Source organism: Streptomyces asiaticus, assembly GCF_018138715.1.
In the GTDB taxonomy this organism is placed as follows: domain Bacteria; phylum Actinomycetota; class Actinomycetes; order Streptomycetales; family Streptomycetaceae; genus Streptomyces; species Streptomyces asiaticus.
The window spans coordinates 732,948-755,612 of the sequence record NZ_JAGSHX010000001.1; the positions used below are offsets into that span (position 1 = coordinate 732,948).

The 22,665-nt window shown below is 70.7% G+C and carries 21 protein-coding genes and 1 pseudogene; 14 read left to right on the forward strand and 8 right to left on the reverse strand.

Translation table 11 applies throughout. The features are described from left to right. Window positions 1-15: 15 nt before the first annotated feature. On the reverse strand, window positions 16-1,212 hold the full coding sequence (locus KHP12_RS50435) for a sensor histidine kinase (protein ID WP_211831352.1): 1,197 nt from the start codon (window positions 1,210-1,212) through the stop codon (window positions 16-18). Between the two features lie 254 nt (window positions 1,213-1,466). Here KHP12_RS50435 and KHP12_RS02840 point away from each other — a divergent pair, with 254 nt between their 5' ends. Then, window positions 1,467-3,677, forward strand: coding sequence for an MMPL family transporter (locus KHP12_RS02840; protein WP_211831353.1), 2,211 nt, complete (start codon window positions 1,467-1,469; stop codon window positions 3,675-3,677). 269 nt (window positions 3,678-3,946) lie between these two features. Here the strand turns inward: KHP12_RS02840 and KHP12_RS02845 are convergent, their stop codons facing one another. Both KHP12_RS02845 and KHP12_RS02850 read right to left on the reverse strand, forming a co-directional pair. Beyond that, window positions 3,947-4,390: a hypothetical protein gene (locus tag KHP12_RS02845; protein WP_086882024.1), complete on the reverse strand. Its 444-nt coding sequence runs from the start codon at window positions 4,388-4,390 to the stop codon at window positions 3,947-3,949. A gap of 219 nt (window positions 4,391-4,609) precedes the next feature. Next, a pseudogene (locus KHP12_RS02850) lies at window positions 4,610-4,792 on the reverse strand (SulP family inorganic anion transporter); the annotation flags it as partial. A 177-nt stretch (window positions 4,793-4,969) separates the two neighbouring features. On the opposite strand from KHP12_RS02850, the gene KHP12_RS02855 reads away from it, so the two are divergent. Continuing rightward, a complete protein-coding gene (locus KHP12_RS02855; RefSeq protein WP_086882022.1) occupies window positions 4,970-5,524 on the forward strand; it encodes a TetR/AcrR family transcriptional regulator in 555 nt (184 codons plus the stop codon). Then, window positions 5,521-7,056, forward strand: coding sequence for an MFS transporter (locus tag KHP12_RS02860; RefSeq protein ID WP_086882021.1), 1,536 nt, complete (start codon window positions 5,521-5,523; stop codon window positions 7,054-7,056). The genes KHP12_RS02855 and KHP12_RS02860 overlap by 4 nt, the downstream gene beginning before the upstream one ends. 103 nt (window positions 7,057-7,159) lie before the next feature. Here the strand turns inward: KHP12_RS02860 and KHP12_RS02865 are convergent, their stop codons facing one another. Further along, window positions 7,160-7,330 carry a hypothetical protein gene (locus tag KHP12_RS02865; protein ID WP_211831355.1) on the reverse strand — a complete coding sequence of 57 codons (171 nt, stop codon included), beginning with the start codon at window positions 7,328-7,330 and terminating at the stop codon, window positions 7,160-7,162. Window positions 7,331-7,423: 93 nt separating this feature from the next. Beyond that, entirely contained in the window at window positions 7,424-8,236 is an 813-nt protein-coding gene (locus tag KHP12_RS02870; RefSeq protein WP_086882020.1) for a LysR family transcriptional regulator, read from the reverse strand. Between the two features lie 68 nt (window positions 8,237-8,304). Between KHP12_RS02870 and KHP12_RS02875 the strand changes: the two genes are divergently transcribed. Together KHP12_RS02875 and KHP12_RS02880 are read left to right on the forward strand one after the other, a co-directional pair. Beyond that, complete coding sequence (locus tag KHP12_RS02875) at window positions 8,305-9,201, forward strand: NAD(P)H-binding protein (protein WP_086882019.1); 897 nt, start codon at window positions 8,305-8,307, stop codon at window positions 9,199-9,201. Then, window positions 9,198-9,890 carry an SDR family NAD(P)-dependent oxidoreductase gene (locus KHP12_RS02880; protein WP_086882018.1) on the forward strand — a complete coding sequence of 231 codons (693 nt, stop codon included), beginning with the start codon at window positions 9,198-9,200 and terminating at the stop codon, window positions 9,888-9,890. The genes KHP12_RS02875 and KHP12_RS02880 overlap by 4 nt, the downstream gene beginning before the upstream one ends. Window positions 9,891-9,940: 50 nt before the next feature. Here KHP12_RS02880 and KHP12_RS02885 read toward each other — a convergent pair whose 3' ends face one another. Together KHP12_RS02885 and KHP12_RS02890 are read right to left on the reverse strand one after the other, a co-directional pair. Further along, window positions 9,941-10,747, reverse strand: coding sequence for an MBL fold metallo-hydrolase (locus tag KHP12_RS02885; protein ID WP_086882017.1), 807 nt, complete (start codon window positions 10,745-10,747; stop codon window positions 9,941-9,943). Next, window positions 10,744-11,307: an ester cyclase gene (locus KHP12_RS02890; RefSeq protein WP_086882016.1), complete on the reverse strand. Its 564-nt coding sequence runs from the start codon at window positions 11,305-11,307 to the stop codon at window positions 10,744-10,746. Before KHP12_RS02890 ends, KHP12_RS02885 begins: the two co-directional genes overlap by 4 nt. Window positions 11,308-11,462: 155 nt before the next feature. Between KHP12_RS02890 and KHP12_RS02895 the strand changes: the two genes are divergently transcribed. Further along, window positions 11,463-12,401 carry an RNA-guided endonuclease InsQ/TnpB family protein gene (locus tag KHP12_RS02895; RefSeq protein ID WP_086882015.1) on the forward strand — a complete coding sequence of 313 codons (939 nt, stop codon included), beginning with the start codon at window positions 11,463-11,465 and terminating at the stop codon, window positions 12,399-12,401. Here KHP12_RS02895 and KHP12_RS02900 read toward each other — a convergent pair. Continuing rightward, window positions 12,392-13,495 (reverse strand): MBL fold metallo-hydrolase, encoded by a 1,104-nt coding sequence (locus KHP12_RS02900; RefSeq protein ID WP_086882014.1) that lies wholly within the window; start codon window positions 13,493-13,495, stop codon window positions 12,392-12,394. The two genes, KHP12_RS02895 and KHP12_RS02900, sit on opposite strands and share 10 nt — an antisense overlap. Before the next feature lie 129 nt (window positions 13,496-13,624). Here KHP12_RS02900 and KHP12_RS02905 point away from each other — a divergent pair, with 129 nt between their 5' ends. The 8 genes from KHP12_RS02905 to asnB all read left to right on the forward strand — a co-directional run bounded on the left by KHP12_RS02905 (window position 13,625) and on the right by asnB (window position 22,652). Further along, a complete protein-coding gene (locus KHP12_RS02905) occupies window positions 13,625-14,323 on the forward strand; it encodes a TetR/AcrR family transcriptional regulator C-terminal domain-containing protein (protein ID WP_086882013.1) in 699 nt (232 codons plus the stop codon). A gap of 82 nt (window positions 14,324-14,405) precedes the next feature. Further along, the gene (locus KHP12_RS02910) at window positions 14,406-15,242 is read left to right on the forward strand and encodes a DUF8017 domain-containing protein (RefSeq protein WP_244202823.1); all 837 of its coding nucleotides are present in this window, start codon (window positions 14,406-14,408) and stop codon (window positions 15,240-15,242) included. Window positions 15,243-15,506: 264 nt separating this feature from the next. Then, entirely contained in the window at window positions 15,507-16,073 is a 567-nt protein-coding gene (locus tag KHP12_RS02915; RefSeq protein ID WP_246643410.1) for a snapalysin family zinc-dependent metalloprotease, read from the forward strand. A 251-nt stretch (window positions 16,074-16,324) separates the two neighbouring features. Further along, entirely contained in the window at window positions 16,325-17,395 is a 1,071-nt protein-coding gene (locus KHP12_RS02920; RefSeq protein ID WP_208653004.1) for an ABC transporter substrate-binding protein, read from the forward strand. 17 nt (window positions 17,396-17,412) lie between these two features. Beyond that, window positions 17,413-18,492: a FecCD family ABC transporter permease gene (locus KHP12_RS02925; RefSeq protein ID WP_086882068.1), complete on the forward strand. Its 1,080-nt coding sequence runs from the start codon at window positions 17,413-17,415 to the stop codon at window positions 18,490-18,492. A gap of 74 nt (window positions 18,493-18,566) precedes the next feature. Beyond that, on the forward strand, window positions 18,567-19,340 hold the full coding sequence (locus tag KHP12_RS02930; RefSeq protein WP_086882011.1) for an ABC transporter ATP-binding protein: 774 nt from the start codon (window positions 18,567-18,569) through the stop codon (window positions 19,338-19,340). After that, window positions 19,337-20,788 carry an MFS transporter gene (locus KHP12_RS02935; RefSeq protein ID WP_086882010.1) on the forward strand — a complete coding sequence of 484 codons (1,452 nt, stop codon included), beginning with the start codon at window positions 19,337-19,339 and terminating at the stop codon, window positions 20,786-20,788. The genes KHP12_RS02930 and KHP12_RS02935 overlap by 4 nt, the downstream gene beginning before the upstream one ends. A 37-nt stretch (window positions 20,789-20,825) precedes the next feature. Next, the gene (asnB, locus tag KHP12_RS02940; RefSeq protein WP_086882009.1) at window positions 20,826-22,652 is read left to right on the forward strand and encodes an asparagine synthase (glutamine-hydrolyzing); all 1,827 of its coding nucleotides are present in this window, start codon (window positions 20,826-20,828) and stop codon (window positions 22,650-22,652) included. Window positions 22,653-22,665 lie beyond the last annotated feature (13 nt).

Sequence of the window (22,665 nt, forward strand, 5' to 3'; positions counted from 1 at the left end):
GGGCTCGGCCCGGGGTCATGACGGTGCGAGCGGGAGGGCGGCGGAGACTTCCCAGCCGCCGTCGGGCAGCGGCCCGGCGCGCAGGGTGCCGTCGAGGGCCTCGATGCGTTCTCGGAGCCCGAGTAGGCCGAAGCCGCCCCGGCCCCCGGCCGGCGTGAGCGCCCTGCGGTGCGGTGGAGTGTTGGTGACGGTCACGCGCAGCCGCTCGGTGTCGGCATCCAGCCGGACGACGGTGTGCGCGTCCGATGCGTGGCGGCGTACGTTGGTCAGGGCTTCCTGGACCACGCGGTGGGCGGAGGTCTCCACTTCGGGGCGCAGTCGGACCGCCCGCGCCGCCGCTGTGGCTTCGAGGCGTGCCGTCTCGGCTTCGGTGGGCCCGGAGCCGGGCGACGCGGCGGCGCAGTGGGCGGACACGAGTTGACCGAGATCGGTGAGCAAGTCGCCGGGCCGCAATGGCGTGTTGCTCTCCTCGCGCAGGACGCGGACCAGACGGCGCGTGGATTCCAGGGTCTCGGCACCGGTCTGGGCGATGTTGCGCAGGATAGGCTCGATCTTGTCTGGTGCGGCGGCCTGGATGGACAAGGCGGCGTTGGCCTGCACGATGATGCCGGTCATGTGATGGGCGATGAGATCGTGCAGATCGCGGGCCAGGGCGAGGCGCTCCCCGTAGCGGACCTCGCGGGCTGTGCGCTCTCTCCGCGCTTCCAGGGCTCGGATGGTATAGCCGAGCGTGATGAAGATGGCGAGGGCGACGGTCAGCACATAGCCGCCGCCGGTGAACGCCTGCCACGACCCGGTCCGCAGGGGAAGCAGAAGTACGGTCACGCTGATCAGGACGGTTTCCGCCACCGCGGCGGCCGGCCGGCCGGGTTGGGCTGAGGTGCGCAGGGCCATGCACAGCAGGCCCAATGTCTCCAGTGCTCCCCACCACGCCATGGTGCTCTGTGCGATCAGGCTCCAAGCGGTCAGCGCCAAGGACGGTGACACTGCGGCGGCGACGCACTTGCCCAGCGACGGCGACCAGGGGGTCTCGGCAACAGCCAGGGCGATCAGGGGGCCGGTAGTCACGACGGGCAGCCAGGCGGTTCCGGACGTCATGGAAGCGCTCGTGACCACGGCGATGTCCGCCAGCCAGGTAAGAGCGAACGCGAACAGGCCGCTGACGGTGATCAGCCGTCTGACGTGCGGAGTACGCGGAAGATGTCGATCCACGATGCTCAGCGTAGGAGGACGGGTGGGCGCGCGGCTGTCGGCCGAACGACCGACAGCCGCGCGCCCACCCGGTACGTAGGGCTGACGTGCCGCCCCGGGCGCCGGGCCGACGATGGTGATCGCGGGCGGTCGGCGACATCCATCAAGGGTCGGCCTGTGACCAGCGCGCCGTCCAAGGAAGCGGCGTGTGCAGCACTTCCCTGTCCCAACTTCCCGTCCCAACCTCGCATAAGTAGAAAGTTCTCCGCACCCTCATGGCCACCTTCTTGCACTGGATCGGTCGGACCGCTTTCAAGCGGCGCTGGCTGGTGCTTCTCTTCTGGGGCATCGTCGTTGCCGCGGTGGGCGGCGCCGCCGCGCAGACCACCAGCGGTTCGTCGTCCGCCATCACCCTGCCCGGCACCGAGTCACAACGCGCGAACGACCTGCTGGGCGACAAATTCCCCGAGGTCAACGCGAGCGGCGCCACCGCCCGCGTGGTGCTGCGGGCCCCGCACGGGGAAAAGATCACGAGCAAGGGCAACCTTGCCTCGGTGGCCGCGGTCCTGAAGAACCTGGCGGCCTCCTCTTCCCGGGTCAGTACCGTCAGTGACCCCTTCAAGAGCGGAACCATCAGTAAGGACGGTGCGACCGCCTACACCACGGTCACGTACCGGATCACTCCCGGGGAGCTCACCGATCGTGACCACGAGCGACTCGACGACGCTCTGGGCGAGGGCAGGAAGACCGGCCTGACGGTCGAAGCCTCCGGCAACGCGGTCGCCACGGAAGAGGAAAGCAGCTCGGCCGAAGCCATCGGCTTCGCCTTGGCGGCGGTCATCCTCCTCATCACCCTCGGCTCATTGATCGCCGCGGGTCTTCCGCTGCTGACGGCCGTGGTCGGAGTGGGCATCAGCCTCTCCGCGATCACAGTGCTGAGCCCGGTCTTCGATCTGAACAGCAGCACGTCGGCACTCGCCTCGATGCTGGGCATCGCGGTCGGGATCGACTACGCGCTGTTCATCGTCTCCCGCTACCGCTCCGAACGTGCCGCAGGCCACGACGCCTGCGAGGCAGCGGGCCGGGCGAACGGCACCGCGGGGTCGGCCGTCGTCTTCGCCGGCCTCACCGTCATGATCGCCCTCGTCGGTCTGGCCGTGGTCAACCTCCCGGTGCTGACCGCCATGGGCATCACCGCCGCCGGAGCCGTCGCCGTCGCCGTCCTCGTCGCCATCACGCTGATCCCGGCCATGCTCGGCTTCGCCCCCGAACGCGTCCGCGGGCGCTCCCGCGACCACGCGGACAGCCGCGACAACCGTGAGAGCAAGGCACCGTTCGGCCGACGGTGGGTCACGGCCGTGACGCGCCGACCGGTGCGGGTTCTCCTCTCGTGCGTGGCAGCACTGATCGTGCTCGCGCTCCCGGTCACCGGGCTGGAACTCGGACTGCCCGACGACGGCTCCAAGCCGCCGTCCACCACTCAGCGCAAGGCATACGACATGCTCGCGCAGTCCTTCGGAAAGGGCTTCAACGGCCCCCTGACCGTGGTCGTCACCGACCAAGCCGCGGCCACCGCCAAAAAAGCCGCCGCCACCATGGGCTCGAAGATCCGCGAACTGGACGACGTGGCCGTGGCGACCCCCGCCGTGTTCAACACCTCCGGTGACACGGCCATCATCACCGTCATCCCCGACAGCGCGCCGTCCGACGACGCGACCAAGGACCTCGTCGCCAACGTCCGTTCCCTGGCGGCGACGACGGAGCGCTCCATCGGCGCCCGGAGCATGGTCACCGGCACCGCCGCGCTGAACATCGACGTCTCCGACAAGTTCAGCGCCGCCCTGATGCCCTACCTCCTGGTCGTCGTCGGACTGGCCTTCCTGGTCCTGATCCTCGTCTTCCGCTCCCTGCTCGTGCCGTTGAAGGCGGCACTGGGCTTCCTGCTGTCCGTCCTGGCCTCGCTCGGCGCCGTGGTTGCCGTCTTCCAGTGGGGGTGGCTGAAGGACCTGTTCGGCGTCGAACAGCCCGGGCCGATCATGAGCCTGATGCCCATCCTCACCGTCGGCATCGTCTTCGGCCTGGCCATGGACTACCAGGTCTTCCTGGTCACCCGCATCCGTGAGGCATACGTCCACGGCGCCGATCCGCGTCAGGCCGTCGTCACGGGCTTCGAGCACAGCGCCAAGGTCATCACAGCCGCGGCCCTCATCATGATCTGCGTGTTCGCGGGCTTCATGAGCTCCACCGACTCCGTCATCGCGGCCCTCGGACTCGGTCTCGCGGTCGCTGTCGCCCTCGACGCCTTCATCGTCCGCATGACCATCGTGCCGGCGGCCCTGGCTCTCCTCGGCCGCCGGGCGTGGTCCCTGCCTGCCTGGATCGACCGTGTCCTGCCCATCGTCGACATCGAAGGCGAACAGTTGGCCAAGTCCCCAGCGGTCGGCGTGCGGCCAGAATCCGCGACCGAACTCAGCCCCCGGCACTGACCCGATCCGGGCTGGACGGTGATGCGTGAGCTGTTCCGCGCGGTGACACCGGCTGCGCGACCGGGGAGCTCACCTGCTGTGGCGGCCGGCATCGTCCAGCTCCAGCCCGAGAGCCTCGAACAGCACGTCCAACCGGTCCCGGACCAGCATCGCCGGTGTGTCCTTCGGACACGCGGCCTGCGCCGTCCGCGCTGTCCTCGCCGGATCCGCTGATAGCGCCGACGCGGCCGGGATCTGGCGGCCGGCACACGGCGGCCGCCACGCCCGGTTCACACCAGGCAGATACCGCCGCCCGGCACCGGCCGGATCGGAAACGGAACACGTGGGCTCACACGGCGGGACGGCGGGGCACGCTCACCACGGCGCGGTGGCGTCCGGAAAGCGACGGCGGTGCGCCCGGGATCACCCGCCGGAATCAGCGGCAGACGCCGAACAGCGGCCATCGGTCCGGGCAGCCGGAGGGCGAGCCGCTGCCGCCCGGCGGTGGCAAGCGTCCGCAAGGGCCTCAGCACCGCGTCCATCACCCCGAGCAGCCGGGCGGCGGTCACAACCGTTGCCGCGTGTCCGACCGGCATCTCCCAGGAGGGATGACCGGACGCGGCGGTGTATTCCAGCCAGCCCACCCCCGCACGGGAGCCCGCTGCCGCGCACACGCCGGGCAGCGTATAGCCGAGGTGAAGGGCGAGCTGGGCGCCGCCCAGCGCGGCGAGCACTTGCTGGGGAGCGAGCGGGCGGCGGGCACACAGCAGGGAGCTCGCATTGCGTCACCGCCTCCGAGGTCCACCTGGTTCCCGTCTCGCTCTCGCGGGCAGACGCGGGCCCCCGCGGGTACGCAGCGTATTTCGCGGGGGCGGCGCCTCATCGGGCGGGAATGAGCCGAACCGGATCGACGCCATCGGCGTCAGGATCGGCTCGTGTCGGGTGTCAGTCGTCTCCATGTGGATGTGCGAGGTCTCCCACGCGGTTTTGGCGATGGCGAGGACCAGGCCGATCAGTACGCCCTCGAACATACTCACCGCCACGATCGCCACGGCGGTGACCGCCAGGATTACGGTCTCGCCTCGGTGCTCCTGCCATAGCGGGCGCAGTTGCTTGAGCGGCAGCAGCTTGAAGCCGGTGCGCGGGCCACCGGCGAGGTCCGGGCACGAGGAGCGGCGGCTGCCTGAGACTGCGGAGGAGAGCCTGAGCGCTCGGGAGGCCAGCATGCCGACAAACACCAGCGAGACGGCCACGGGTGAGGCCGGTACGTCTCGCATGAGACATGATTGTCTCATGCGAGCTATGGTTGTCGCATGAGTCTTGACCGCGACGACGTGTTGCGCGAAGCCGCCGCCCTGCTCACCCGCAGGGCCACCGCCTCGATGGACGACATCGCCAAGGCGGCGGGGATCAGCCGCGCCACGCTCCACCGACACTTCGCCGGGCGCGACGCGCTCATCAGGGCGCTGGAGGAGCTGTGCATCGAGCGTTCCGAGGCGGCGCTGGACACGGCCCGCATCGAGGAGGGCGACGCGGTCGAGGCGCTGCGCCGGCTCGTGGCGGCCCTTCAGCCGGTCTCCGGCTTCCTCGCCTTTCTCTATGGCGAGAACCAGCTCTTCGAGGGCGAGGAGGTCAACGCGGGCTGGGCGCGGCTCGACGCCCGCCTGACCGCGCTCTTCCGGCGCGGTCAGGAGCAGGGGAACTTCCGTATCGACCTGACACCGGTGTGGCTGGCGGAGGCCCTGTGCGGGCTGATGGCGTCGGCCGCGTGGGGCGTCTACGACGGGCGGCTCGCCACCAAGGACGTGGAGTACATGGTGCTGGAGCTGCTGCTCGGCGGCGCGCGGCGGGGGAGCGGGGACGCATGAGCGGGAGCCCTGTCGAGGTCAGGGAGGAGAGCGCGGAGGCGGAGGCGCGGCCCGGCCGTTGGCTGGCGCTCGCCGTGCTCGTCCTCGCCGTCCTCCTGGTCGCCGTCGACGCGACCGTCCTGGGGCTGGCGACTCCGTTCCTGAGTGAGGATCTCGGGCCCTCCGGCACCCAGCTGCTGTGGATCGGTGACATATATTCCTTCGTCATCGCGGGCCTGCTGGTCTCCATGGGCGGCCTCGGCGACCGCATCGGCCGCAAGAAGCTGCTGCTCGGCGGCTCGGTGGCCTTCGGAGCCGTGTCCGCGCTGACGGCGTACGCGCAGAGCGCGGAGATGATGATCGGCGCGCGGGCGCTGCTCGGCGTCGCCGGCGCGACCCTCATGCCCTCCACCCTCGCCCTCATCCGCAACCTCTTCCAGGACCCCCGGGAGCGCAGCCTGGCCGTCGGCATCTGGGGGGCGACAGCCTCGGCGGGCACGGCCGTCGGCCCGGTCCTCGGCGGCTTTCTGCTCGAACACTTCTGGTGGGGCTCGGTCTTCCTGATCAACCTCCCCGTCATGGTGCTCCTCGTGATCGTCGGGACGAAGCTGCTCCCCGAGTCGCGTGACCCGGCGCCCGGCCCGTGGGACCTGCCCAGCGTGCTGCTCTCCCTCGTCGGCATGATCGGCGTCGTCTACGCGGTCAAGGAGGCGGCGGTGTACGGAGTGCGCGGGGACATCGCGGCCACGGGCATGGTCGGGGTGCTGGCCCTGGGGTGGTTCGTACGGCGGCAGCTGACGCTCCCCGCCCCCCTGCTGGACATGCGACTCTTCCGGCACCGGGGGTTCTCGGGCGCGGTCCTCGCCGACCTGTTCACCGTCCTCGGCCTCTCCGGGCTGGTCTTCTTCCTGTCCCAGTACCTGCAACTGGTGCAGGGCCGGGACCCGCTGGAGGCCGGACTCGCCGAACTCCCCACGGCGGCCGGGGCCGTGCTGGCAGGGCTGCTGGCGGGACGCGCCGCCCGCCGCTTCTCCGTGCGGGCGGTGGTCTCAGGCGGCCTGGCGGCGATCGGGCTCGCTCTCGCCGCTCTCCTCTGGCTGCGCACCGATACCGGTTACCCCCTCCTCGGAGCGGTGCTGCTGGTGGTCGGTGTCGGCGCGGGCCTGGCGTTCACCGTCACCGCCGACGTGATCCTCTCCACCGTGCCGAAGAACCAGGCAGGAGCCGCGTCCGCGGTATCGGAGACCGCGTACGAACTGGGCGCGGCGCTCGGCATCGCCGTGCTCGGCTCCATCGTGACCGGTGCCTACCGCGGCTTCACCCCGCCGGTGGGGGTGCCGGGCCCGGCGGCCGAGAGGGCGGACGACTCGATCGGCGGCGCCGTCGAGGCGGCCGCCGCGCTGCCGTCCGAGACGGGCACGGCCTTGCTGGCCACGGCGAAGGACGCGTTCGTCGACGGCCTGCGGATCGCGGCCGGCGTCGGTGCGGGCGTACTCCTGGCGACCGCGGTGGCGGCGTGGTTCCTGCTGCGCCGTCAGCGACTGGACGGCTAGCTGAACGGCGTAGTCGGTCGGCGGCATTCCGACGTCGTCAGGAACGCCCAGGCCCGCCGCCGCGTGGGTGAGCATGCTCGACAGCGCAGCCGGCCAGAACCGGTCAACGGACGCGTCCTTCGTGGCCTGGCTGCGCAGCACGCGGGGGATGCACGACCGGGCGGCCGTGCGGTTCGCCGTCGGTGCGGCGGGAGATCAGTTCACCCAACGACAGATCCGCGCCGTCATGGGCACCACCGGCGACCACGGTCAGCCACGGCTGATCGACCGGCATGTCCTCACCGGGAACAACGGCACGTGGACCGCTTCGCGGCGCCAGATGAACAGCGCGGGCGGGGATCTCCGTCCGGTTCGTACCGCCGGCCGCTCAGGCGCGCCGCAGCGTCGCGGTGGCGATCTCCAGGAAGTCGCGCAGCAGTTGGTTCTCGCGCCGGTCCGCGGCGACGGTCAGACAGGTCTCCGCCCCTGGGGCATCCGTGACGGGGAGGTGGACGAGGCCGGGGCGGGAGTAGGAGCGCGCGGCGCTGATGGAGATGAGCGCGATACCGTGCCCGGCGGCGATGAGCTCGAACTTCTCCTCGATGGAGGACATCGGCCGCGTCGTCGCCGTGATCATCTTCTCGCCGTCGAGGTCGGCGCAGATGAGCTTCTCGCGGCGCGCCAGCGGATGCGTCGCGGGCATGCAGGCGACCCTGGGCTCGTGGCCGATGGGGATGGTGCGCAACCCCGAGTCGTCGAAGGGCTGTCGCAGGTATGCGACCTGGGCCCGGCCGTCCCGGAGCGGCGCGTCCGCTTGCCACCAGTGGGCCGGGACGACGTCGGTCTCGACGTCCGGGTGGCGCGAGGTGAAGGCCCGGATCGCGGCCGACACATGCAGTCCGGGGGAGAAGGCGACAACGAGGCGCTGGGCGCCCCGCTCGGCGTCGTGTACGCGCCGCACCGCCGCGTCGACCGCCCCGAGGATCCGCTGTGCCTCCTCGTGGAGCTGCTTCCCGGCGGGGGTCAGCTCCACGCTGCGGGTGGTCCGTACGAGCAGGGCGCACTCCAACTCCTGCTCGAACGCCTTGATTTGGCGGCTGAGGACCGGCTGGGCGATGAAGAGCTGCTCTGCGGCCCGGCCGAAGTGGCGGTGCTCGGCCACCGCGGCGAAATAGCGGAGCTTGCGCAGATCGAGATCCATGCCCTTAAGGTATCAATCGCCGGAGAAGGTATTGGACGCTACGGGTCGCCCGCCCCGAGACTCATCACATGATCGTGATTACCGCTCCCACCGGCCAGATCGGCGGCCGGGTCTTGGGAATTCTGCTCAATGAGGCCCCCGAGCGCGGCGAAGAGCTGCGTGTCATCGTGCGCGACCCGGGGAAGCTCCCCGACGCCGTCCGCGACCGCGTCGACGTCGTCACCGGCTCGCACGGCGACGCCGAGGTCGTCGACCGGGCCTTCGCCGGCGCGGACGCCGTCTTCTGGCTGGCCCCGCCGCACCCGCAGGCGCCGAGTCTGGACGACGCCTACTCCGGGTTCACCCGCGCCGCCGCGAAGGCGTTCACGGCCCACGGGGTCGGACACGTCGTCGGCGTCTCGGCGCTCGGCCGCGGCACTCCCGCCGCCGGCCGCGCCGGGCATGTGACGGCGTCGCTGGCCATGGACGACCTCATCGCGGGCACGGGCGTGGCCTACCGGGCGCTCGCCTGCCCCAGCTTCATGGACAACCTGCTGCGGCAGGTGGCCTCGATCCGCGACGACGGCGTGTTCACCGACACCGCCGCCGCCGACCGCACGGCACCGATGGCCACCACCGGGGACATCGCCGCGGCCGCCGCCGGACTGCTGCTCGACCGCTCGTGGACAGGGGCGGGCGAGGCCCCGGTGCTGGGCCCCGAGGACCTTTCGGCGAACGACATGGTGCGCATCATGTCCGAGGTGCTCGGCCGTCCGATCCGCTACCAGCGGCAGTCGCTGGAGGACCTCCGCGCCGCATTCACCGGGCGCGGCGTCGGCGACGCCATCGTGCAGGGCTACGTCGACATGATGCGCGCCAAGGACGACGGCATCGACCTGGGCGTGCGGCGCACGCCCGAGACCGCGAGTCCGACGACCTTCCGCCAGTGGTGCGAAGAGGTCCTCAAGCCGGCGGTCCAGGCGTGAACGCCCCCAGGACCGCGCTCATCGTCGGCGCGTCCCGCACCCTCGGACTCGGCCTCGCCACCGAGTACGCGCACCGCGGCTGGAACGTCATCGGCACCGTCCGGGGCGAGCGGCGCACCGGCCTCCACGACCTGGCCGAGACGTCCGGGGGCCGGGTCACGGTCGAGTCGATGGACATGACGAAGCCGGAGGAGATCGCCGCGCTGCGCGAGCGCCTGGCGCAGCGCACGCTCGACCTGCTGTTCGTCAACGCCGCCATCACCAGGGGCAACATTCCGATCGGCGACGTTCCGACGGAGATGTTCACCGAGGTCATGGTCACGAACGCGCTCAGCCCGATGCGCGTGGTCGAGTCCCTCCGCTCGCTGGTCGCCCCGACCGGGACCATCGGCGTCATGTCCTCACGCCAGGGCAGCCTCGGCATGAATACCAAGGGCGGCCAGGACGTCTACCGCGCCAGCAAGTCCGCCCTGAACCAGCTGATGCGCAGCTACGCCGCCCGGTACGCCGAAGCCGCGCACACGCTGTTGCTCATGTGCCCCGGCCACGTCCGCACCGAGCTCGGCGGCCCGGACGCACCGCTGACCATCGACCAGTCCATCCCGGGCGTGGTGGACACGATCGAACGGCACAGCGGCGAACCGGGTCTGCAATTCCTCAACCACCAGGACCAGCTGGTGCCCTGGTAACCCAGGTAGTAGCCGCCGCACCCGGGTGCGGCGGCACCCGGGCCCTTCCCTCAACCGGCCCGCATCCTTTCGTACAGGGCCGGGTCATGGGCGCAGATGATCGTCAGGTCGGGTTCCGCGCGCCGGTACAGCTCGCCGAGGCGGGCGTGGTTGGCGCGGACCTGTTTCAGGTCGTACGCGACGGCCGCCTCCATGGTGCGGAGGGCCGCGGGCACGGGGGCCCGGCCGTCGAGGGTGCCGGGGTGGTAGAAGGCGTCCCCGGCGTGCAGGATCCAGCCGGTGCCGGTGCCGGTGCCGGTGCCGGTGTCGACCGCGACGCAGGCGTGGCCGCGGGTGTGGCCGGGGAGGGCGACCAGGACGATGCCGGGCGCGACGGAGTCGAGCTCCTTGGCGGCGGCGAACCCGCGCCATGCCTCGCCGTCCGGGCTGTGTTCGACGACGCTGGGGCCGTGCGCCCACTGGGCCGGGCGGAAGCGGAGGCGTTCGCGCCAGGAGGGGGCGTGGATCGCGCCCTGTGCCTCGGCCGCGGTGACGTGGACGGTGGCGTGCGGAAAGTCGGCGAGGCCGCCGATGTGGTCGGCGTCGAAGTGGGTGAGGACGATGTGGCGGACGTCGTCGCGCTGGAAGCCGAGCCGTTCGACCTGGCGGGCGGCGGTTTCTTCGGGGTCCAGGGCCGGTTTGAGGTAGTGGCGGGCCGGGCCCACGCGGCGGCCTTGAGTGGCGATGTCCATGAGGCCGAAGCCGGAGTCGACGAGCACGAGCCCCTGTGCGTCCGTCTCGAGGAGGAGGACATGGCAGACCAGCTTCGGTCCGCCGCGCAGGCGCATGGTGCCGCAGTTGAGGTGGTGGACCTTCACGACAGGTCCGCCTGCGGCGTGTTGACGAGGGCGGGGTGCGGGGTGCCGCCGGCTTCCCTGAGGAGTCCGCGCAGGCAGCGGAAGGCCAGGGGCCAGTTGCGCGGGTTGCGCAGATTCAGGCCGCCGAGCAGCTGTTTCAGCAGCGTGAGGCTGTCGAAGTAGATCCGCTCGCAGACGAGGTCCTCGCCGCCGTTCCCGTCGTCGTCGAAGATGAAGTACGCGGTCATGCGGACACGGAAGCGGCTGCCGGTGGGCGGGATCGCGCCCAGCGGGCCGAGGTGCGTGCCCAGCAGCCAGAATTCGACGATCACGGCGTCGCCGCTGTGGCGCAGGGCGATGATTTCGTGGTCCTGGTCGGGGAAGGCGCGGCGGCTGTCGTGGTAGTAGCCGCGCACGGCCGTGTCGCCGTCGTGGACCGTCATGGTGGGGATCAGCTCGTAGCGCGGATGCGGGAAGGTGGCCAGGACGTCGTCCCACTCCTGGCGGACCTCGTCGTGGAAGTGGTCCAGGACCAGCTTCTGGCGGGACGCGAGGATTTCGTCGCTGATCACGGTGGTCATCGGGAACCTCCGAGGAAGGCCCCGCCTTCAGGCGGGGGAGGGATCGGACTCCTGCGGAGCAGGGCAGGGAGAGCCGGATCGCCGTCGGGGCGATGCGGTGCCAGCCACTGACAACCCGTCATACGATCACGAGCTGATGCGCTGGTTTGTGAACCATGGCCACTCACGTGAAGCGGGCGTATCGGTACCGCTTCTATCCGACCGGCGCGCAGGCGGTGGAGCTGTCGCGCACGTTCGGTTGCGTGCGGAAGGTCTACAACATGGCGCTCGCGGCCCGTACTGAGGCGTGGACGTTGCGTCAGGAGCGGGTCAGCTACAACGCGACGTCGGCGATGCTGACGGCGTGGAGGAAGACCGGGGAACTGGCCTTCCTCAACGATGTGTCGTCGGTCCCGCTCCAGCAGGCCCTGCGGCACCTCCGGGCGGCGTTCACCGCGTTCTTCGCCCAGCGGTCGAAGTACCCGCTGTTCACGTCGCGCAAGAGATCTCGCAAGTCCGCCGAGTACACCTCCAGCGCGTTCCGGTTCCGGGAGGGGAAGCTGACACTGGCGAAGATGGATCAGCCGCTGGACGTCGCCAGGGTCTACGCCCGCATCGCCGACCGTCGCCGTGACCATCTGCACAAGCTGACCACTCGACTCGTGCGTGAGAACCAAACGCTCGTGATCGAGGACCTCGCCGTCCGGAACATGCTCAGCAACGGCAAGTTGTCCCGGGCGATCTCCGACGCGGCATGGTCGCAGTTCCGGAGCATGCCGGAGTACAAGGCCGCCTGGTACGGCCGCGAAGTGATCGCGGTCGACCGCTGGTTCCCCTCCTCCAAGCTGTGCTCCGTGTGCGGCACCCTGCAAGGGAAGATGCCGCTCGGCGTCCGCACCTGGACGTGCGACTGCGGCACGACCCATGACCGGGACGTGAACGCGGCGAGGAACCCTCTGGCCGCCGGACTGGCGGTGTCGGCCTGTGGAGCCGGTGTAAGACCTCAACGGGAGTCCTCCCGGACGGGGCAGTCGGTGACGAAGCAGGAAGCCCTACGGCGCGAGCCGCAGGAATCCCCCTCGTTTCGTTTACGAGAGGGAGGAAGTCAACGGTGAGTCACTGCCTTGTGGGTGAAGGTGGGGCCGGTGCCGGGGTTGGTCCAGGCGGCGGTCAGCTCGCTGGAGGGGAAGAACTGAAGGAAGCGGGGGTCGGCCTGGGCGCGGTCGACGAGCGTCTTCTCGATGACGAGCGAGTTGTACTGCTCGGCGGTCGTCTCGATGGTGTTGGCGTTGAGGACGACCTCCTGCTGCCAGGCGCGGGCCCAGCGGGCGATGCCGGGCATGCGGGAGTGCTCGGGGGTCAGACACTCGGCGGCGATGGCGTTCTCACTCGACGCCCAGATGCCGCTGGAGGTGTTCAGCAGGAGCGTCTGGTTGCCCAGTACGTGGCCGGGGGTGGAGATGACCGCGACACCGGGGCCGAGGAGCAGCGAGCCGTCGACGGCGGCAAAGGCCTCGGGCCGCACATCCCGATAGGTCTCGGGCTGGTACCAGGGCCGCTGGAGCGGGTGGAGCTCGGACATGGCCAGCAGCTCATGCCGCTGCACGATCACTTTGGCGCGGGGGAACACGGGCTCGACCGGAGCGTCGCCGAGGTCCGGCTGGGGTGTGCTGGTGCCGATCCACCGGCGCAGATCCTGGGTGTGCAGATGGTCGAAGAGGAGATAGTCGACGTCCTCGGGCGCGATGCCGAGCCGGGCCAGATGCCCGAGGACGGTGCCGTGTTCGGTGACCATCAGGGATCGGACCGGGCCGGGTGTGCGACGGGCCAGCGCGGCGAAGTACGGGGTGTTGCGGCCGAGTTGGACATCGCTCGGCTCGAACAGGAGCACCCGCCGCCGCCCGTCGCTCTCGGTCCAGCGGATGACGAGCATGCGGTTGGTGATGGCGAGGAACGGGGCGATGGCCCGGGAGGCGCGGAAGAGGCCGAACCTCGTCGGATAGGGGAGGGTCACCAGGTCGCAGGTGGTGACGGTGTCCGGGGTACCGGTGGCCGCGAACTCGGTGCGCAGCGCCTCCGCCCGGGTGCGGGCCCACACGAGTTGTGCGCCGTAGCCGCCGGGTATGTCCGCGAGGCCGCCGAGGGTGGTGATCGGGGTGCCGAGCGTGGGCATGTCGAGGACGTCGGTGTCCTGCCAGGCGAGTTTCATCGATCGAGTCCTTCTTCCCTGGTCAGCTCGTGAACCCGGTGCGATCGCCCACGGCGACACTTGCACTGCAAGTCTTGTGGGCCGGAACGCTAGACTTGCGGCGTAAGTGATGTCAAGGGAAGGTGACGCATGACGGCGCGAGGAACCGGCCGGGGCAGGCGGGTCGGCCTGACCCGCGAAAAGGTGATCGCGGCAGCGGTGACGATGATCGACCGCGATGGCCCCGACGCCTTCTCCCTGCGCAAGCTGGCCACGGAGCTCGACATCGAGAACATGTCGCTCTACAACCACGTACCGAACAAGGAGGCTCTTCTCGACGGCGTCGCCGAAGCGCTGCTGGCCGGCATCGCCTTTCCCGAGGAGAAGGGCGGGTCATGGCAGAGGCGGATCCGGGCGCACGCCGCCGCCTTCCGCGCGGCCGCCAAGCAGCACCCGAAGGCTTTCCCCCTGGTGCTGACCCGGCCCACGCAGTCGCCCGCCGCCCTGGAGGCCATGCGCTCCACGCTGGCCTGCCTCGACGAACTCCGCCTCGCCCCCGAGGAGATGGTCCACGTCCTGCGCGGCTACACCGCCTTCATGGTCGGCTCGATCATGCGCGAACTGGGTTACGCCATCTATCTGGGCGCCATGGACAGCGATCAGGTCCAGCAGCGGACCGAAGCCATCGCGGCCTCCGGCGATCCGATTCTGACCGCGACCGCGCCCTATCTGGCCGACAGCGATCACGACGCGGAGTTCCAGTACGGCCTGGAACTGATGATCTCCGGCCTGGCCGCCAAGGTCGGCGTTCCCTATGAGGCCCCGGCCGCGCGTATCAGCTCGATGTGATGTGTCACGAGTGCGTATCCGTCTTGCGGTGGGGCGCCCACCTGGGGATGTGTGGTGACGCGGCTCGCCTAGAGTGCCGATCATGTCTCAGTCAAAGATCTTCAAGAACCCTGTTCAGCACCCACGGTCCACCTCGATACCGTCCCGGCGGATGAAGAAGACCCTGATCGCGGCCGTCGGTATCGGCATGGCCGTCGCGTTGAGCGGCTGCAACGAGGACACCGGCAGTGCCACGGACAAGGACACCGGCGCCGCGGAGTCGAAGGCGCCTTCCGCGGGGTCGTCCCAGTCCTCCGCCCCGGCGAGCCCCTCGGGCGATCAGCCGGTGTTCACGGGGTGGCAGACGCAGACCTCGCAGAAGCACCACTTCCGTTACGACGTGCCCGCCAAGTCCGAGAAGTGGAAGACTCTCGACGAGGAGACGGCCCTCTCCTACACGGACGAGAACGGCCAGCCGATCGTCGTCATGACCGCGGCCGGCAACTACCGTGAGGGTGGCTGCGCGTCGAGCCCCAACCCCAAGGCCGTCGGCGAGGCGGGCAAGGGGCAGCTCGCCACCGTCGGCACCACGGGCGGCGGCAAGGACGGCTCGCTCCAGGAGAACGCCCGCAACTGGGCGGGCAACTGGGGCTTCGCCGCGTACGGCGGCGCGGACCACAAGCCCAAGATCAAGGTCAGCGAGGCCAAGCCGTGGAAGCAGGGGGGTATTGACGGCTACACCGCGACCGCCCAGGTCACCGTCACCAACCGCCCCAGCGCCTGCGTTCCGCCGAAGGCCGTCGTGCACAGCATCGCGCAGAAACTCCCCGACGGGACGATGCACGGCTGGGTGATCTACGCGGACCAGGGCGTTCCGAAGGCGCTGACGGACGCCCAGATCAAGAAGATCATGAGCACCGTCCGGTCCACCGGCAGCTGACCACCGGCCGGCTGCCGGGCAGGGCGTGCCGCCAGGCTACGGAGCCGTACGGGGGTCGCGGGAGGTTCGGGTGCCGGACCCGGAAACGGGTCCGGCTCACCATCTCTTATAAGTATTTTTCGGATTGCGGATATTTTTTCGTGGTAGCTGCCGCGGAACCTCTCCAGTAGATTCCTGCTGGTGCGCGCACGGGAACGGCCGTGAAAATCCAGCGGGTTGCTTCCTGTTTTCCGTGCGCGACGTCAACGGAAGCCCATAGGCGTGATGGAGATCGTAGCAGTGCAGAGACGAGCGATGAATCTGATGGCGGCCGTGGTATGCGCCGGTGCCGTCGTGGTGGGTGCCGGTGCTCCGGCGAATGCGGTGGAGTCCGAGCCGGAAGTCATTCCGATCGACCTCCTGCTGGCCGGATCCTATGCGGATTCGGTCCGGGATGCGATGGGCATATGGAACAAGGCCGTTCCGGGAATCAGGTTCGTCGAGCAGGACACCCCGGCGGCTTTACGGGTCAAGGAATACACGACCGCGAACGGAACCGGTTCCCACGCATTTGTCAATGGTTTGGGCAGGGGCTGGGTCTACCTCGAAACCGGGGATGCCCAGAAGTACAAGCCGTCCCGTATCGCCGTGCATGAACTGGGGCACATTCTGTCGCTCAGCGACCTCGGACCGGGCAGTGTCTGCTCCAAGGTGATGTCCGGAGCCTGGGCCGGCCCCGAGTGCACCAACGATCAGCCGGACGCGGAAGAAGCCGCCGAAGTCGCGGATTTCTTCGCCGTGCACGATGTCGGTGACCCGGTACCGGGCTGGGGCACTCCCTCGGAGGGCTGAACACGCCGTCCGCGTGGCCGACCGCCCGATTCGGTCGGCCACCCGCCGTACCGCCCACCCGCCGTACCGGCCGCTCACCTCCGGCGCTCTCGCGCAGCCGGAACGTATTGATCAAGCTCTCAACTGGCTGTTCCGCCTCGGGGAGGCATGCGCATGCCTCCCAACGGGCGGGAACCGATGCCCTATTCGCCACGACTACTGGACCGGGGTGACGTTCCCTCCCCCTGTGGCAAGTGGATCCAGGAGTTTCGATGCGTTCTCGTGTGTGGTGGGGTGCGACGGCTGTCGTGCTGGGCGGCCTCCTCGTGGCGGGCTGTGGCGACGGAGGCGGCAGTGGGGACGGCGACACGGCGGGCGCCGGGAAGCCCGCCACCGGCGGCTACCCGGTCACCGTCACCGACTGCGCGGGCGCCGAGACCACGTTCTCGAAGGCACCCGAGAGGATCGTCACCAGTAACGCCTCCAGTCTGGAACTGCTGCTCCGCCTGGGCGCCGGTGACAAGGTGCTCGGCACCGGCTTCCCGCCCGGCAAGGGCACGCTGCCCGGTGAACTCGACGCGCGGGCGCGGAAGGTGAAGGTGCTCGCCCAATCCGTGATCCCGAAGGAGAAGCTCCTCGGCTCCGGTGCGGATGTGTACATCGACACCTTCGCCTCGATGAACATGGGCGGCGGCATGGGCGACGCTCCGACGGAGGAGGAGTACAAGGCGGCCGGGATCAAGCACATCTACCTCAAGTCCACCGCCTGTGCAGCGCGGAACAAGCGCGCACTGACCGAGTTGTCCGCGGTGGAGGCCGACATCACCTCCCTCGGCGCGGTCACCGGCACGAGCACGAAGGCGAAGGAACTCGTCGACGGCATGAAGGAGAAGGTGGGCGCCGTCCAGAAGGCGGTCGGCGGGACGGCGGAGGACGAGCGGCCGACGTACTTCTTCTTCGACTACGACGCCGGGACCAAGCAGCCCACCGCCGTATGCGGGAGGCAGGTCGCCAACGCCGTGATCACTCTGGCCGGTGCCCGCAATGTCTTCGCCGACTGCGACGGCGACTACAAGCAGGTCGGCTGGGAGGATGTCATTTCCAGGAACCCGGACTGGATCCAGCTGGGCGTCCGTAACCGGGGCAGCGAGGCGGCGAACGAGAAGGCGTTCGACGAGGCGCGGAAGTGGCTCGAGTCGAACTCCGCCACCAAGGGCCTGAAGGCCGTCAAGGAAGGCCACTTCCTGCGCATCGGCTCCGAGCAGACCACCATCGCCGGCGTCGAGAACGCCGACACCGTCCAGCAGATCGCCAAGACCCTCTACCCGGGCAAGGTCGGCTGACCGTGCTCGACGTCACGGTGAGCGGAAAGGACACCGACGACGGCGCCACCGGCGCCCCCGCGCGCACGCGGCGTTCCGTGCCCGCCGGGCCGCTGGCGCTGCTCCTCGCGGTCGCGCTGCTCGCGGCCCTCACAGCGGCGGTCGCCTGGGGCTCCACGTCGATCCCGCCGGGCGAGGTGTGGAGCGTGGTCTGGCGCAGGCTGACCGGCCATGACCCCAGGCCCGGCACGAATGACCTGATCGTCTGGCAACTGCGCCTTCCTCGCGCCCTGTTGGCCGCGCTGGTGGGTGCCGGGCTCGGACTGGTCGGTACGGCGATGCAGGCTCTCGTCCGCAACCCGCTGGCCGACCCGTACTTCCTGGGCGTCTCCAACGGCGCCTCACTCGGCGCCGTCGCCGCCATCGTCCTGGGCCTCGGCACCGGGGGCGCTCTGGGTCTCGGCCTGTCCGCCGCCGCGTTCGCGGGAGCCGTGGCCACCTTCGCCCTCGTCTGGGCGGTGGCCCGGCGCGGCGGGGGATTCGCGCCGCTCAGACTGGTGCTCGCCGGGGTGGCCATCGGGCAGTTCCTGTCCGGCTTCACCAGCTACCTCGTCCTCCAGGCCGGGGACGAGCAGCAGACGCACAGTGTGCTGTTCTGGCTCATGGGCAGCCTGGGCGGCGCGAGCTGGCCCCTGCTGGCCGCCCCGGCGGTGGCCGTTCCGGCGGTCCTGCTGCTGCTCCAGGCCCGGGCCCGGGGGCTCAACGCGCTGCTGATGGGTGATGAGACGGCCGCCGGGCTCGGCATCGACGTCGTACGGCTGCGCCGTGAGCTGTTCGCGGTCACCAGCCTGCTCACCGGCGTCCTCGTCGCGGTCTCCGGGGCCATCGCCTTCGTCGCGCTCATGGTCCCCCACGTCTGCCGTCTGGTCGTCGGCGGTGACCACCGTCGCCTGCTGCCCGTGTCGGCGCTCTTCGGCGCGCTGCTGCTGGTGGTGGTCGACCTGGTGTGCCGCACGGCCATGGAGGCGCAGGAACTGCCGGTCGGGGTCGTCACCTCGCTGATCGGCGCTCCGGCGCTGCTGTATCTGCTGGACCGGCGGTTGGGGAGCGGGAGTTGAGGACCGGACGGAGGGCGGGAGACGCGGTCCTGCCCGAGGAAGTGGGAGCCGAGGACGGACCGGGGGAGCGTCGGTTGCGGATCGACATCGAGGACCTGAATGTCGCGTACGCCGGACGCACGGTGGTGGCCGGCGCCCACCTCATCGCGGCCGCGGGCGAGATCACCGGCCTGGTCGGGCCCAACGGCAGCGGCAAGTCCACGCTGCTGCGGACCGTGTACCGGCACCTGAAGCCCGTCGCCGGGCGCGTTCTGCTCCAGGGCACCGACATCCGCGAGCTGAGCCCCGCCCGCTCGGCCCGGCACATCGCCGCCCTTCCGCAGGAGCGCGGTGAGGACTTCGAGCTGACGGTGCGTGAGGTCGTCGCCATGGGGCGCACCCCCTACCAGCGGGCGTTCGCCGGGGAGGACGCCGCCGACCGGGACATGGTCGCCCGTGCCCTCGCCGATGTCGGCATGGCGGACCACTCCGCCCGCCGCTTCACCGAGCTGTCCGGCGGCGAACGTCAACGCGTGCTGCTGGCCCGCGCGTTCGCCCAGGCGACGGACGTCCTGGTCCTGGACGAACCGACGAACCACCTCGACATCCGCCACCAGGTCGAACTGCTCGCCCTGCTGCGCGGCCACCGTCGTACGACCCTGGTCTCGCTGCACGACCTCAATGCCGCCGCTTCGGTGTGCGACCGGCTCCACGTCCTGCACGAGGGCCGCGTGGTCGCCTCCGGCGCACCCCGCGACGTGCTGCGACCGGCCCTGCTGGCCGAGGTGTTCGGCGTGCGCGCGGCCGTGGTCGAGCACCCGCTGACCGGGGACCCGCTGATCGCCTTCGACCACCGGGAGGGCGCATGACGGACGACGCTTCCGGTGCGGAGCGGCGCGGGGACGTGCCGGAACGGCCCGGGGACGTGCCGAAGCGGCGCGGGGACGTACCCGAAGTCCACGACCGCTGGCTCCTGGTGTCCGTGGCGGGCGTCCTGTCGTTCGTGGCGATGCTCGACATGAACATCGTGAACGTGGCGCTCGCGGACATCTCCGAGGGCCTGGGGGTGTCGGCCGCGACGGCGCAGTGGGCGGTCCTGGGCTATCAACTCCCCGTCGTCGCCCTGCTGTTGCCCGTCAGCCACTGGCTCGACGACATGAGTGTCCGCCCCGCGCTGCTGGCCGCGACCGCCGGCTTCGGACTGTGCGGCGCGCTCGCCGCCGCGTCCCCCTGGGCGTTCTGGCTGATCGCCGCCCGGATCGGACAGGGCGCGTGCGGCGCCGTGCTGTTCGTGCTGATGCCGGTGCTTGCGGTCCGCTCCGTGCGGCCGGAGCTGCGCGGGCGCGCGATGAGCGTGCCGGCGACCCTCGGCCCCCTGGGCGCCGTCGTCGGACCGGCGGTCGGAGGGCTGCTCCTGGACCATCTGTGCTGGCGCTGGATCTTCCTGGTCAAGATCCCGCTCTGCCTGGTGGCGCTGGCGGTGGTGTGGCGGGCGATGCCCCGGGGCGGGCGCCTGCGCGGCCCTGACCGGCGCTCCCTTGTCGATACGGCCCTGGTGGCCACTGGAGTAACGATCCTGCTGCTGTCCCTGACCCTGGGCTCCGACGCGCCCGCCTGGCTCGCCCTCGTCCTCGTCGCCGTACCGCCGCTGTGGTGGTGGCTGCGGGGCCCGGGCGGCCGTCCGGTGACCGGGCTGCTGCGGGCCGCGGGGCTGCTGCGGGTGCACGGCGCGGTGCTGGCGCTGGCGGTGGGCTTCGCCGCCATGCACTACGTGGTCGCCCTGCGCCTCCAGCGCGACGAGGACGTCAGCGCGACCACCACGGGCCTGACCGTGCTCGCCTTCCCCCTCGGCATGGGGCTGGCGGGCCCCCTCGGCGGACGGCTCGCCGACCGCTACGGTGCCAGGCCCGTCGCGGTCACCGGTGCCGCCCTCACCGCCACCGGACTGCTGCTGCTCGTCCTGCCGGGCGACGGCTGGTCCCCGCCCGAGGTGGCCTGGCGGCTGGTCCTGGCCGGAATCGGCATGGGGCTGACCGGAGGACCCACCCAGGCCCTGGTCATGGGCGCCGCTCCACCGGGTCGCGCCGCCACGGTCGGCTCCACGGTTCAGCTCGCCCGCAGCCTCGGCTTCACCCTCGGCCCGGCTCTGGCCACGGCGGCCTGGAGGCTGACGGGCCCGGACGGCGGCGCACGGACCGGCCTGGCGCTGGCCGCCACCGCCGCCTGCCTCGCCGTGCCACTGCTCGCCCTGCCCGCCCGGGGCCCGGCGAACCTCCCCGGGAGCGCCACCGACGCGGCACCCGCCGCACCCCGCTGAGCCATCGATCCCCAGCCCTCACCGAGGAGTCGTACCCATGTGCGGAATCACCGGCTGGGTGTCCTTCCACCAGGACGCCCGCACCCAGGCCCCGGTCATCGAAGCCATGACCGCCACGCTCACCCCGCGCGGGCCCGACGCGGGCGGAGTCTGGCTCGGCGAGCACGCCGCGATCGGCCACCGCCGCCTGGCCGTCATCGACATCGAAGGCGGCGTACAGCCGATGACCGACCGGCCGGAAGCCCCGACGAGCGTCCTCACCTACAGCGGTGAGATCTACAACCACCATGAGCTCCGCGCCCGACTGAGGAACCTGGGCCACGAGTTCCGCACCCACAGTGACACCGAGGTGGTGTTGCGCGCCTACGCCGAGTGGGGCGAGGCGGTGGCCGACCACCTGGACGGCATGTTCGCGTTCGCGGTGTGGGACGAGCGGAGGCGGCGGCTGCTCCTGGTCCGCGACCGGCTGGGCGTCAAGCCCCTGTTCTGGGCGGCCGTCGACGGCGGACTGGCCTTCGCCTCCGAACCCAAGGCGCTCTTCGCCCACCCCGAGATACGGCCGCGGGTGGACGCGGACGGGCTGCGCGAGGCGTACAGCCTGCTGTTCAACACCGGTCCGACGGTGTGGTCGGGCGTGCGGGAGGTCGAGCCCGGCGGCCTGCTCCTCCTGGACCGGCACGGCATCCGCGAACGCCGCTACTGGCGGCTGGAGGCCGGCGCCCACCCGGACGACCGGGACGCGACCGTCGCCCGCGTGCACGACCTGGTGAGCACCGCCGCCCGCGCCCAGCTGGAGGCCGACGTCCCCCTCTGCTCCCTGATGTCCGGCGGCCTCGACTCCACCGTCCTGACCGCCCTGCTCGCCGACGAACTGCGCCTGCGCGAGGGCCCCGACGCCCGCATCCGCTCCTACGCCGTCGACTACAGCGACCAGGCCGAGAGCTTCACCGGCGACGTCCTGCGCACCGGCCACGACACCCCGTACGCCACGGAAGCGGGCGCGTTCATCGGCACCGATCACAGCACGGTCGTACTGGACCCGCGTGCCCTGCTCGACCCCGAGCACCGCAAGGCCGTGGTCGTGGCCCGCGACTCGCCGATCGGCGTCGGCGACATGGACACCTCCCTCTACCTCCTCCTCGGGGAGATCCGGGAACACTCCACCGTCGCCGTGTCCGGTGAGGCCGCCGACGAGGTCTTCGGCGGCTACCCCTGGTTCCACGACCCCAAGGCGCTCGCCGCGCCCACCTTCCCCTGGCTGCTGGTGACCGGCGACGAGGCCGCCATGCCGCTCAACCCCGAACTCGACCTGCGCATCGGCGAGTTCCGCGACGACACCTACCGCGGCGCCCTGGCCGCCGTACCGCACACCGAAGACGAGTCGGAGACCGAGCACCGGCAACGCGAGATGCAGTACCTGTCGCTCACCCGCTGGCTGCGCCAGCTCCTGCACCGCAAGGACCGGCTGAGCATGGCACAGGGCCTGGAAGTGCGCGTCCCCTACTGCGACCACCGGCTCGTCGAGTACGCCTTCACCTCCCCATGGGCGCTGAAGAGCTTCGACGGCCGGGAGAAGAGCCTGCTGCGCGCGGCCGGCACCGGCCTGGCCCCCGAGTCGGTGCTGCACCGGCCCAAGAACCACTACCCGGCCACCCACCACCCCGACTACAACCGCGGCCTCCAGGACATGGCCCGCGACGCGCTCGCCGACGACCGGGTCCGCTCCCTCGCCGACGAGACCCGCATCAAGCCCTGCCTCGACACCGCGCCCGATCAACTCCGATGGGGCCACCGGCTCCGCCTCGAACGCGTCGTCGACCTCGCCCTCTGGCTCGACCACCACCAGCCCGACCTCGCCCTCTGAGGAGCGCCCCCGC